At 43.7% G+C, this 12,864-nt stretch carries 8 protein-coding genes; 5 read left to right on the forward strand and 3 right to left on the reverse strand.

Features of this window, described 5'->3' with window-relative positions; genetic code table 11:
* Positions 1-2: 2 nt before the first annotated feature.
* From ilvN to ilvD, 3 genes are read right to left on the reverse strand one after another with little or no spacing between them, the layout of a single operon-like run.
* Positions 3-557: an acetolactate synthase small subunit gene (gene ilvN, locus OCV81_RS14770; protein ID WP_148330718.1), complete on the reverse strand. Its 555-nt coding sequence runs from the start codon at positions 555-557 to the stop codon at positions 3-5.
* A gap of 19 nt (positions 558-576) precedes the next feature.
* A complete protein-coding gene (gene ilvB / locus OCV81_RS14775; protein ID WP_148330719.1) occupies positions 577-2,274 on the reverse strand; it encodes a biosynthetic-type acetolactate synthase large subunit in 1,698 nt (565 codons plus the stop codon).
* Positions 2,275-2,284: 10 nt separating this feature from the next.
* On the reverse strand, positions 2,285-4,087 hold the full coding sequence (ilvD, locus tag OCV81_RS14780; protein ID WP_148330720.1) for a dihydroxy-acid dehydratase: 1,803 nt from the start codon (positions 4,085-4,087) through the stop codon (positions 2,285-2,287).
* Between the two features lie 576 nt (positions 4,088-4,663).
* On the opposite strand from ilvD, the gene OCV81_RS14785 reads away from it, so the two are divergent.
* The 5 genes from OCV81_RS14785 to OCV81_RS14805 all read left to right on the forward strand — a co-directional run bounded on the left by OCV81_RS14785 (position 4,664) and on the right by OCV81_RS14805 (position 12,774).
* Positions 4,664-6,376 (forward strand): Gfo/Idh/MocA family oxidoreductase, encoded by a 1,713-nt coding sequence (locus tag OCV81_RS14785; protein ID WP_148330721.1) that lies wholly within the window; start codon positions 4,664-4,666, stop codon positions 6,374-6,376.
* Between the two features lie 325 nt (positions 6,377-6,701).
* Entirely contained in the window at positions 6,702-9,743 is a 3,042-nt protein-coding gene (locus OCV81_RS14790) for a SusC/RagA family TonB-linked outer membrane protein (protein WP_148330722.1), read from the forward strand.
* Positions 9,744-9,763: 20 nt separating this feature from the next.
* Positions 9,764-11,548 carry a RagB/SusD family nutrient uptake outer membrane protein gene (locus OCV81_RS14795; protein WP_148330723.1) on the forward strand — a complete coding sequence of 595 codons (1,785 nt, stop codon included), beginning with the start codon at positions 9,764-9,766 and terminating at the stop codon, positions 11,546-11,548.
* A gap of 47 nt (positions 11,549-11,595) precedes the next feature.
* The gene (locus OCV81_RS14800) at positions 11,596-12,435 is read left to right on the forward strand and encodes a discoidin domain-containing protein (protein WP_148330724.1); all 840 of its coding nucleotides are present in this window, start codon (positions 11,596-11,598) and stop codon (positions 12,433-12,435) included.
* A gap of 9 nt (positions 12,436-12,444) precedes the next feature.
* The gene (locus tag OCV81_RS14805; RefSeq protein ID WP_262640390.1) at positions 12,445-12,774 is read left to right on the forward strand and encodes a DUF4221 domain-containing protein; all 330 of its coding nucleotides are present in this window, start codon (positions 12,445-12,447) and stop codon (positions 12,772-12,774) included.
* Positions 12,775-12,864 lie beyond the last annotated feature (90 nt).

The raw sequence follows: 12,864 nt of genomic DNA on the forward strand, positions 1-12,864 counted from the left end.
ATTCAATTCTTTTGGTTCCGATATCTTTCTTCACGATGTGCCAGATATTCGTTTACCCGTTCGAAACAGCTGGTTGAAACAGCAATACGTCCGGAACGTACAAACTGAAGCACACAATTCAGCTGTTTCAGTTCCTGATAAAGCGAAGTGATGTCCGTACTCATTCCCACCATCTCCACGATAGAAAAAGTCGGATTGACTTCCACAATATGCGCACTGTAACGGCGAATTACCTTGGAAGCTTCCGGATTCGACTGGAATTCAGGAGTGGACACCTTATACATCGCCACTTCACGCTGGAAGATTTCCTTGTCCGTGAAATAATGTGCCTGAATCACATCCATTTTCTTTTCTATCTGTGTCACCACTTTGCCAATCACATCCGGAGTGGTCCAGCAAGTGATGGTATATTTATGTACTCCCTTGATGGAAGAAGCCGACACATTCAAGCTCTCGATGTTGATCTGGCGACGGGTAAACACCGCGGTAATCTGGTTCAATATACCGGCAATATTTTCTGAATGAACAATGATTGTATATAATGTTTTATTATCCATATTCTTCCTCCTTCTCCTCTCAACATTCCATTAACATATAGTTGACCGAACTTCCCGGAGGTGTCATCGGCAACACATTTCCTTCTTCTATCACACACACCTCCAACAGGAAAGGGCCGTCGGTCGACAGCATTTCCTGAATACCGTCATTCAATTCCTCACGACTCATCACTCTGCGTGAGGCGATTCCATAAGCCGATGCAATCTGCATGTAATCAGGATTCATCATCGGTGTGAAAGAATAGCGGCGGTTGAAGAACATGGCCTGCCACTGACGCACATTGCCCAAGTAATTATTGTTCAGCAGGATAATCTTGACCGGCGATTTCTGTTCCATAATCGTACCCAGTTCCTGCATGGTCATCTGCAAGCCTCCATCTCCCATAAAGGCACATACGGTACGGTCGGGACGGCCAAATGTGGCTCCAATGGCTGCCGGCAGACAGAATCCCATGGTTCCCATACCACCGGAAGTGACAATACTACGAGGTTTGGAAAACTTGAAGTAACGGCAAGCCATCATCTGATTCTGACCGACATCAGTCACCAAAATGGCTTCGTTGTGAGTGGCCTCACTGACCAGATTCACTACCTCACCCATATTGATAGGCCCTTCCTTCGAGAACACTTCCTTTTCAATTACCTGTGTGTATTCTTTCTCTTCATACGGTTTGAAACTGGCAATCCATTCTTCGTGCTTCTGCGGCTGAATCAGTTCGGTAAGCAGTGAAAGCGTCCGTTTGCAGTTTCCTAAAATAGGTACATCCACCGGCACGTTCTTTCCGATTTCCGACGGATCCACATCCAGATGGATTATCTTGGCCTGTTTGGCATACGTATCCAATTTACCGGTCACACGGTCATCAAACCGCATACCCACTGCAATCAATACATCACATTCGTTGGTCTTCACATTCGGCCCCAGGTTTCCATGCATACCCAGCATACCTTTGTTCAAACGATGATTGCTTGGCAATGCTGACAACCCCAACAACGTACACCCGCAAGGAATATCCGCTTTTTCCACGAATTCCTTCAATTCCTGCTGGGCATTTCCCAATTCTACGCCCTGTCCTACCAGTACCAACGGACGTTTGGCCCTATTAATCAAGGCTACAGCCTCAGCCACAGCTTTTGAATCGGTTTCCGGATCCGGATCGTAACTGCGAATGAAATCCAAGTCTACCGGTTCATAATCCGTCATTTCTGTCTGTGCATTCTTGGCGAAGTCCAGTACCACCGGTCCCGGCCGACCGCTCCGAGCGATATAAAACGCACGGGCAACCGCCCAAGCCACATCCTCCGCACGGCGAATCTGATAACTCCATTTGGAAATAGGCTGTGTAATACCTACCAAATCGACTTCCTGAAACGCATCTGTACCCAGCAGGGAAGCCCCTACCTGACCGGCAATCACCACAATCGGCGTACTGTCAATCATGGCATCAGCGATACCGGTAATGGTATTGGTCGCTCCCGGCCCACTTGTTACCAAACAAACTCCCACTTCTCCCGATACACGGGCAAAACCCTGAGCCGCATGCGCAGCTCCTTGTTCATGACGAACCAAAATGTGGTTCAATCTGTCCCGATGGTCATACAACGCATCGAACACCGGCATGATGGCTCCTCCTGGATAGCCGAAGAGTGTTTTTACCCCTTCGTGCTCCAATGAACGCATCAATGCTTCTGAACCTGATATCTTTTCTTTACTCATAAGCTTCTCCTTATTCTAAAATTCTCACTCCACCTTTATCAGCTGAACTCACCATGCTGGCGTACGCCTTCAATGCCTTTGACACCTTACGGTCGCGGGTTACCAGCGTCATCGGACGCTTAGCCAGTTCCTCGTCAGACAATTTCACATTGATGGAACGATTCGGGATATCTATTTCGATGATGTCTCCATCCACAATCTTACCGATGTTACCTCCAGCCGCAGCTTCCGGAGAAATATGCCCGATACTCAAGCCGGAAGTCCCTCCACTGAAACGACCGTCGGTAATCAGTGCACACTCTTTACCCAAATGCTTGGATTTAATATAAGAAGTAGGATACAGCATCTCCTGCATACCCGGTCCTCCCTTCGGACCTTCGTGAGTAATAACTACCACGTCGCCACTGACTATTTTTCCACCTAGGATACCTTCACAAGCAGCTTCCTGTGAATCGAACACCTTGGCCGGACCTGAGAACTTCCAGATACTTTCATCCACTCCAGCAGTTTTCACTACGCAACCGTCTTGAGCGATGTTCCCTTTCAATACAGCCAGTCCACCATCCTTGCTGTACGCATGCTGCAAGTCACGGATACATCCGTTAGCCCGGTCAGTATCCAATTCCTTGTAAGTAGCATTCTGTGCACCCAACTGGATACAGAACTTACCGCCCGGCGCACTCGAATAAATACGCTGTGCATCTGCATCTACCTCCAGACGACAGATATTATATTTGGTAATAGCTTCTGCCAGTGTGGAACCGTCCACCCGGTGTACCGTAGTATCCAACAGTCCCCCTTTGGCCAACTCACCCAAAATATTCAAGATACCTCCTGCGCGGTTCACATCCTGAATGTGATATTTCTGTGTATTGGGAGCTACCTTACAAAGACAAGGCACGCGACGTGATAACATGTCGATGTCATCCATCTTGAAGTCAACTTCCGCCTCATGAGCTACAGCCAACAAGTGAAGCACCGTATTGGTAGAACCACCCATGGCGATGTCGAGGGTCATGGCATTCAAAAAAGCCTCGCGAGTGGCGATACTGCGCGGCAACACGCTGTCATCTCCCTCTTCATAATATTTATACGCATTTTTCACAATCAGTGCTGCCGCATCCTTAAACAACTGCTTACGATTGACGTGAGTGGCCAGAATCGTACCGTTACCCGGCAAAGCCAATCCAATTGCTTCATTCAAACAGTTCATTGAGTTCGCGGTAAACATACCTGAGCAGCTGCCGCAACCCGGACACGCATGACGTTCAATTTCTGCCACATCTTCATCGCTCACGGTAGTATCGGCCGATTTGATCATGGCATCAATCAAATCCAGATGCTGTCCGCCCCACTCTCCAGCTTCCATCGCTCCACCTGATACGAACACCGTAGGGATATTCAATCGCATGGAAGCCATCAACATTCCCGGCGTAATCTTATCACAATTGGAAATACACACCATGGCATCTGCCTTATGTGCATTCACCATATATTCTATGCTATCGGCGATGATGTCGCGCGAAGGCAAAGAATACAGCATCCCGTCATGCCCCATCGCGATTCCGTCGTCGATGGCAATGGTGTTGAACTCAGCCGCAAAGCATCCCAGTTTTTCAATCTCAGCCTTCACCTGCTGACCAATTTCATGTAAGTGCGTATGACCAGGTACAAACTGCGTAAAAGAGTTCACTATTGCGATGATCGGTTTTCCCATCATCTCCTTTTTCATTCCATTGGCCACCCACAGGGCTCTGGCACCTGCCATGCGGCGGCCTTCGGTACTCATCGAACTACGTAACTGATGTTTCATTTTCGTCTTTCTTTTCAATTAAAAAGCCTCTCTCAACGTTTGGTGAGAAAGGCTTTCAAAAATATCATTATCATATAACTACATGCACGAACCTTTCTCACCTCTTGGTGCCACGACCACGACGCGAATAATATGCAGGACTGCCAAGTTTACCAATGTGTGCAATGTAATCATATTTATTATTCTGTTTTTAGTTTACAGCTGCAAAGGTAAAGGCTTTTTTGTAACATGCAAATAAAATGACACTTTTTTTTCAAATAAATTATCATTCGTAAGAAACAACGCTCTTTTATTATCAGTTTATCATTTACCAAAGTGGACAGCTTACATCATACTGACCTTCCATCTATTAAAAGTGTAATTAATTCCACTCTTTCTTTTAATACAGCCCGTAGCCTACCCTAGAATTATTTTATTTAAAAACAAACCCCCATATTCCTTATTTTATTCTATTTATACAGAATAATTATTATTCTTTTTTATAATCCGAACGTTTTTTAGAAAAAACATTTGGATATTGATGTTTTTTTGTATATTTGCCCTCGTTAAAAATTCAACTAAAAAACAACTAAAACTATGAAACCTTTTGGAAAAATGATTCTCGGTGCTTGCACTGTATTAACCTTAGTCTGCACACCTGCCCAATTACTTGCTCAAAGTCTCTCACCCTCCACTCAATGGGAATGGAATAAAGGTACTATCGTAATAAAATCTCCAGAACGCCCAGTTGGACAACAGCCCGTACTAGGGCTCACCGTTCCCAAAATGAATGTGGTACGTGTAGGATTTGTAGGATTAGGAATGCGTGGTCCTGGAGCCGTAGAACGTTTTACCCATATTGCGGGTACAAAAATTGTAGCTTTATGTGATTACGAAAAAGAACGTGCAGAAAGATGTCAGAACTATTTACAGAAAGCCTGCCTGCCTGAAGCAGCCATCTACTCAGGTGCAGAAGGTTATAAAGCACTTTGCGAACGGGAAGACATCGATTTGGTGTATATTGCAGCCGACTGGGACCATCACTTTCCTATTGCAAAATATGCTATGGAACATGGAAAGAACGTAGCCATCGAAGTTCCATCAGCCATGAACTTGGAACAATGCTGGGAACTCATCAACTTGTCAGAAACTACCCGCAAGCACTGCATGATTTTGGAAAACTGCTGCTATGACTGGTTTGAAATGAACACTTTGAACATGGCTCAGCAAGGCGTATTTGGTGAAGTAATCCGCGCACAAGGAGCTTACATCCACAACTTGGATGATTTCTGGCCTTACTATTGGAAAAACGGAAAAGAAGATAAATTGGGCTGGCGCCTGCGTTACAACAAAGAAAACCGCGGCGACGTATATGCTACTCACGGCCTTGGCCCTGTAGCTCAGGCACTCGACATTCATCGTGGTGACCGCATGACTACCTTGGTAGCCATGGATACTAAATCTGTACACGGTAAAGCATTGGTAGAAAAGGCAACAGGTGCACCTTGCAAAGAATTCCGCAACGGTGACCACACTACTACACTTATCCGCACTGCTAACGGAAAAGTCATTGAAATCCAACACGATGTCATGAACCCACAACCTTATAACCGCTTGTATCAGCTGACTGGAACAAAAGGTTTCGCTAATAAATATCCGATTGAAGGCTATGCTGTAGATGCAGCTCAGATGAAAGCTTCCGGCGTGCAACCAAAAGTAGACAACTTAAGTTCTCACTCTTTCCTTCCTGAAAAAGAAATGCAGGCATTGGTCGACAAATACCAGCACCCGATTCTGAAGAAATACGGTGAAATGGCTAAAGAAGTAGGAGGACACGGAGGTATGGACTTCATTATGGATAGCCGCATGGTATACTGTCTGCAAAATGGATTGCCATTGGATATGGATGTATACGACTTGGCTGAATGGTGTTCATTAGCAGAACTGGGAGCCATTTCTATGGACAATGGTTGTGCAGCCGTAGCATTCCCTGATTTTACCCGTGGACACTGGAATGACATAAAAGGATTCCATCACGCATTTGCCACTCCTGAAGATGAAGCCGCAACTGAACTTACCGCTGAAACTGCCACTCTCACACTTAAAGCTCAAGGCATGAAAGAATGGCTATCCAAATCAAAGAAAGCCAATTTGAAAAATGAAGAAATAGAAGCACGTATCAAACAGCTTTCTGCACAATTGGAAAAAACGCAGAAAAAAGCCAACGGCACAGAAAGCAAGGAACTGAAGGAAGCAGTAAAACAAGCTGAAAAGATGTTGAAACAAGCTGAAAAGATGCTTAAAAAATAATCTGAGGTATTAGTCTTCCATACATTTCACAAAGCCAGGTATTTTTAGCCCTGGCTTTGTTTTTTTCAGCCTTTTGTAATCCTTAAAAAACTTTCAAAAAGAAAACATCTCATCTAAGAGGCCTTCATCATTATATATAAAAAAATAAGTTTAGCAAGCGTTTAAGCTACAAATTATTTCAAATACAAACAAGAATAATATAATCAGACAACAATTAATACTAAAATTTTTCCATATATATTATCATATTATATGATTTTTTCTATAAATTTGCCGTATACATAATAATAAATATATATGACTAAATTCAATTTAATTAAATACTATGAAAGTAAAAACAAACAGTGCAGGTAAACTGATTGTGCTAGCGAGTGCACTTTACTGTGCCCCTTTCCCCACAGCGGCAATTTCTGCTCCTGCCAACCAGACCACTTCAGCTACAGTCGTTCAACAAGTGACAAAACTCAAAGGAACAGTTCTAGATGCAAAAACAGGAGAGCCTATTATTGGTGCTAATGTATTAATAAAAGGAACTTCTATAGGAACCATCACAGATTATAATGGTAACTATGAGTTCGAAGGCACAATAGGTGCTAAGCTAATTATATCTTTTGTTGGATATAAGCCAATGGAAATCACCTCAACTGCTCAGAGTCAAACAACAAAACTCCATGAAGATTCGGAAGCCTTAGATGAAGTGGTGGTAGTAGGTTATGGTACACAACGTAAAAGTTCTATCACAGGTTCCATCGCATCAGTCAACGCTGACAAACTAAAAGATGTCACCACACCTAGTGTGGCTAATATGCTACAAGGTAAAGTTGCCGGTGTCCAGGTTTCTCCAACTTCCGGACAGCCGGGTGCAGGAGTCAGTATCCGTGTTCGTGGTATCGGATCCATTACTGGAAGCAAGGAACCACTTTGGGTTATCGATGGTGTAGTAGGTGACGCCGTGGCTGAACTTAACCCGAATGATATTGAATCTATTTCTATTCTGAAAGACGGTTCAGCCACTGCTCTTTATGGTTCACGTGGTGCCAACGGCGTAGTTCTTGTCACTACGAAACGTGGAGCGGCAGGCGTTTCACAATTTGATGCATCCGTCAAATTTGGTGTATCCCAACTGCAACGAGGCAAGCTGCGCATGATGACAGGTGCCGAGTATTATGATTACTTGGAAACAGCCTATCGCAATGCCGGTACTCTTTCCGAACAAAAATGGCTCCAACCCTATTTAAGAGATCGCAACTTTGACTGGTGGGATTTTGCCACTCAAAATGCACTGACTCAAAACTATAATATCAGTTACAAATACGGTAACGAAAAAATCAAATCCTATATATCAGGCGACTACTACACAGAAGAAGGAGCTATCAAAGGCTTCGATTACAAACGGTTCACCATGCGTTCCAATACCGACTATGTAGTAAATGACCGATTGACATTAAAATCTAAAATTGCCATCAGTTATAAAGAAACTTTCAACCAACAGCATTCTTTGGCCTATACAAGTTATTCGCCCTGGGATACTCCTTACAATTCAAAGGGAGAAATCAAGACTGGAAAAGAAGGAGCCCCTTCTCCATCTGAAACAGACTTCAACCCAGACGACAAATGGTTCTCCGACGGCAGTTCAAATTACTTGTACGACCTACAATACAACTGGAGCAAGAACCAAACAAACGCCATGGATATAGGCTTCGGATTCGACTTCAAGATTTTTGACTGGCTGACATTCGAATCCAACAATAAAGTCGGATTCAACAACAGCAATTCCGATATATATACCGATCCGGAAAGCCAAGCTGGAGCAGCCAAAAGAGGAACCTTCCGCAATGAAAGTTACAACACACGTTCTATCTATACCAGCCAGATGCTTCGTATGCTGAAAACATTCAATGAAGTACATGAAATCAATGCCTTCTTAGGATATGACTACGATGAATACCGTTATCGGGATTTGAACGGCGAAGCATCCAATATTTACCCAGGGGCAGGCATTGTGAACGCTGGAGCATCTAATGAAAAAGCCTCCGGCACAAAAACAGAAGAAAAGAATGCAGCCATCTTCTTTAACGGAAACTACTCTTATGCAGGAAAATACCTGTTCCAGGTAATGGTACGCCGCGACGGCTCTTCCCGTTTCGGCTCCAACAAACGATGGGCTACATTCTGGTCTGTAGGAGGTGGATGGAACATGCACGAAGAAGATTTCATCAAAAATATCGAATGGATTAACCAGTTGAAACCTCGTATTTCTTATGGTATCAGCGGTAACCTTCCGGGTGGAGCGTATGAATGGGTTACCAAATTCGACATCACCCAACAATATGGCGATGAAATTGCTTTTTATTCCAACTATTCAGGAAATCCGAACCTGTCATGGGAACAAACAGGTTCATTGGACTATGGATTGGATATCCGCTTGTTCGACCGAGTAAACATAACTTTCGACGGATATTCCAAGAAAGTGAAAAACCTGATTTACTTGAAGCACTTGTCTGCCGTAACAGGATACAACCGGCAAACAGCCAATGACGGAAAGATGGAAAATAAAGGTTTTGAACTAACCGTGACACCTGAAATCATCAAAACTAAAGACTGGTACTGGGACATAAGTTTCAATATCGGCTACAACAAAAATAAAGTAACTTACCTTCCCGACGGAGATGACCTGGTAACAAAAGCAACCGCCGTAGGATATCCTTACATGAACTGGTACATGCCGGAATGGGCCGGTGTAGATGCCATGACCGGTACTCCTCTTTGGTTTAAAATCGATAAGGAAACAGGTATCAAAACGGTTACTGGAAACTATTCAGAAGCAACTTATGTATTGTTGGATTCTTCAGCAACTCCCAAAGTGAATGGAGGACTCAGCACCAGCTTGTCATGGAAAGGTCTATCACTCAATGCCAACTTTACATTCAGTGCCGGTGCAATGATTTATAACAGCATGCGTGCAGGTGCGCTCGACCGTGACGCAGAACGTACCACACAGCCTCCTATGGCACTGGCCGACGGATGGAGCCGCTGGGAAAAACCGGGTGATATCGCTACGCATCCTCAACTGATTGCCGGAGGTAACAATGGAGCATCACAGTTGTCTACCCGTTATCTGGAACCTGGAGACTATTTCAAGATGAAGTCTATTTCTTTATCCTACAATTTCCCGAAGAAATGGTTGAAACCTTTGAAATTAAATTCTCTTCGTTTGACTGTAGGCGGTGAAAACCTGTTCACCATTACCAAGTTCTCCGGACAAGATCCCGAAATTCTGTTGTCTTCAAGCTATAACGGAGAAGCAAGCAGCTACGGATATCCTACCGTAAGACGCTTCACTGTAGGATTGAACCTCAATTTTTAACGATATAAACTAATACGATTATGAAAATAAAATACATATTGGGAGCTGCCAGCCTGCTGACTACAATGGCAGGATGCGATTTGGACGTAACAATGTATGATGGAGTCATGGCAGAAGACCTCAATCCAAGAAATCTGGTAGAAGTTTCGCAAGGCTCTTACCGTTTGTTGAAAAATGACGGAGGACTCATCGACAATGGGTTCTATTTCTGGAACTACGGTGCCGATGATGTATCATGGGGAGGAACCTCTATTGATGGAGCCTTTAAAATATATGACTATACCAGAAGCCTCACCGACAGCCGTACGGAATATACTTGGGAACTTGGATACCGCACCATCGGCAATTGCAATCTGGTCATTGAAATGTGTAAGGAATTAGGAGAAAATCTGACCGATGAGCAAGTAGTGATTATGGGTGAAAATTATTATCTCCGCGCACTTTGCTACTTCCTGCTGGTAAATGAATTCTCACAGCCCTACTCAAACAATCCAACACAGAATCCGGGAATTCCATTAAAACTTACCAGCGATCCGGAAGACCTTCCTCCTACCCGAGGAACCGTATCCGAAGTCTACGAACAAGTAGTGAAAGACCTGAAAATGGCTAGCACTTATATGACTCTTCCGGAAGGTATGGATCCCAAATCAAACATCTATGCAACCAAAGAGGCTGCCCAAGCTCTTTTGGCCAGAGTCTATCTTTATATGGAAAAATGGGACGATGCATACGTAATGGCCGATTCAGTTATCAAATCCGGCCGTTTCGGGTTGGAAACTGGAGAACGGTTCGCTACCTATCCACAAATTATTCCTGAAAACAACAAAGAAACCATCTTCGCTGTCCGCCGTACATTGGACAAAGACGATGCCGGCTATGGCCGTCCAGGTGGACTTTTCATCGCCATTGATAATAGTGGTTGGGAAGAAGTCTACCCCTCATCCAAGTATCTTGAGTTGCTCGAACTGTATCACAACGACAAAGATATGCCTCAGGATTTACGCAGCCGATTCATTGTAAAACGCTACGTGGAAGACGGTATAGATGATTACAGTGTAACAGGATATCCCGATAAAGTTTATACTGACTGGACATTTGCCTACAGTGTCAAACAAGGAAATACAGCAAATTATATGTACAAACAATTGTCACTGACTAAAGAAAACGGGAAATTCGTTATTAATCCTGATGAACGGGAAGGTTTGAAAAGCATCTACATAGAATCTGAGCCCTACAATTTAGGCACACGCTACTACGTAACTGCATCCGACGGAACGAAATATATCGGACGAATAGAACCGAGAGTATATGATGCCAAAACAAAACGTAACAAGGAAAGCCAGTTCTTGGTATATGCCATCAACAAGTGTTCTTATCAGGAACAAACCACTCACTTGTGGTCACCCGTCATTTCCCGCTTGGCTGAAATGTACCTGATTCGTGCAGAGGTCAATGCCGTAAAGAACAATGTGCAGGCCGCACTGGATGATGTCAATGTATTACGTAGAAGAGCCGGTATTCCTGAATGGACCACCAGTAACATGGCCACTGCAGAAGCCGGACAACCCAAGGATATCAACAAAATCGTAGAAGAAGAACGAATGTTGGAACTGGCATGGGAAGGACATCGCCGATTCGACGTCTTCCGTAAACGCCAGACCATGGACCGCAGATACCCTGGTGGGCATACCTGGCAAGCTGGAGACAAATTCCTGGAAATTCCTTATAACTCACCCGCGGTTTGCTCCTTCATTCCAAAAGCACAATATGATGCATATCCTTATGATTTAGGACAAAATCCATAAACATAAACCGACAAAAAGGAAAAACAAATCCATAAAAATGTATTAAAATGAAAAAGTTATCATATCTCTTATCGATTCTCTTGGTAGCCATTTTCTACGGCTGCAAGGAACAGGAACAACCTTATGTAGGTTACATTGTCATTGAACGGGCTGTATTGGAAGCAGCTGAAGGATCTACTACTACATTGACAGCCGATACGGACATTCCTTCTGAAATTCTATTGAGCGTAGAAGAAGGAGCTGACTGGTGCACAGTTTCCGCTTCAGGAAAAACCATAACCGTAAAAGCCACACAGACTAATCCGGATCCGTCTAATTACCGTACAGCTACCGTCAATGTAAGATGTGGTTACCGTACCACCACCTTCACGGTACTACAAAAATACGAAGGACAAAATACCCTGCAATATGACTGGACTAAATGGACAGCCACAGGTTCCGATGTAGAAACTAGTGACGGAGGAGGTTATGCCAGCTTGTTCAGTGAGGACCGCACAAAATACTGGCACAGCCAATATAGTGATGGAGGAGCTCCTCTGCCACATTGGCTGGTTATCGACATGAAAGAAGAACTGGAATGTATCAGTTTTGCTATCGGTCGGCGTGCCTATGGCGAAAACAACTATGGCAGCGTAAAAAAACTGGAATTGTGGGTTAGCACAAACAATGAGGATTTCATAGAAGTCGGAGGATTCACTTTCTCCCTGCCATGGGAAGCTCCCGATGGAACCATTGTAGAAGGCAACAGCCCACTCATTCCCGCAGAAGAAGTTATATCTTTGCAGGAACCAGTTACCGCCCGCTACGTAAAATTAGTTATTACAGAGACCAATACCAGCAACGGGGCTTGTCAAGTAGCTTATCTTAAAGCTTACGGAAAAATCTAAAAAATATCCATTTATTATAAACAAAGAGGGTGTGGTCATTTTGACACATCCTCAGATGAAAGTATTTCTTTTCCGCTTAGTACCAGTACCACTACATATATAAAATCATTATCCATATTTACAGATTCATTGGGAAAAAAGTATTTGGCCTTTATGAGTAATGATGAACCTGAGATATATCTTTATGATATTCATAAAGCTAATCTGGTAAAAACCATTCGTTTTCATAAGGAGGGTCCTGATGGAGTTGGTCCTAAGGCTGGAGGTTTCTTTATGGCTGGATTTAATGAGATATATCTCCCGAGTCTGTATGTTCCTGAAATATCTAAGATAACGTGAGTTCGATATAAAATTAGAAAATAGACAGTTGTCCGTCATTGACAAAGTTTACATCAATGGCGGGCTTCTTTTCAAAAAAGCAATATGCTG

It is taken from the genome of Phocaeicola fibrisolvens, from assembly GCF_025567125.1.
Classification (GTDB): domain Bacteria; phylum Bacteroidota; class Bacteroidia; order Bacteroidales; family Bacteroidaceae; genus Phocaeicola; species Phocaeicola fibrisolvens.

Bases quoted from the DNA above. Each gene is read 5' to 3' on its own strand.
- ilvB (WP_148330719.1), bottom strand. From the start codon at position 2,274: ATGAGTAAAGAAAAGATATCAGGTTCAGAAGCATTGATGCGTTCATTG.
- OCV81_RS14795 (WP_148330723.1), top strand. From the start codon at position 9,764: ATGAAAATAAAATACATATTGGGAGCTGCCAGCCTGCTGACTACAATG.
- OCV81_RS14800 (WP_148330724.1), top strand. From the start codon at position 11,596: ATGAAAAAGTTATCATATCTCTTATCGATTCTCTTGGTAGCCATTTTC.
- OCV81_RS14790 (WP_148330722.1), top strand. From the start codon at position 6,702: ATGAAAGTAAAAACAAACAGTGCAGGTAAACTGATTGTGCTAGCGAGT.
- ilvN (WP_148330718.1), bottom strand. From the start codon at position 557: ATGGATAATAAAACATTATATACAATCATTGTTCATTCAGAAAATATT.
- OCV81_RS14785 (WP_148330721.1), top strand. From the start codon at position 4,664: ATGAAACCTTTTGGAAAAATGATTCTCGGTGCTTGCACTGTATTAACC.
- ilvD (WP_148330720.1), bottom strand. From the start codon at position 4,087: ATGAAACATCAGTTACGTAGTTCGATGAGTACCGAAGGCCGCCGCATG.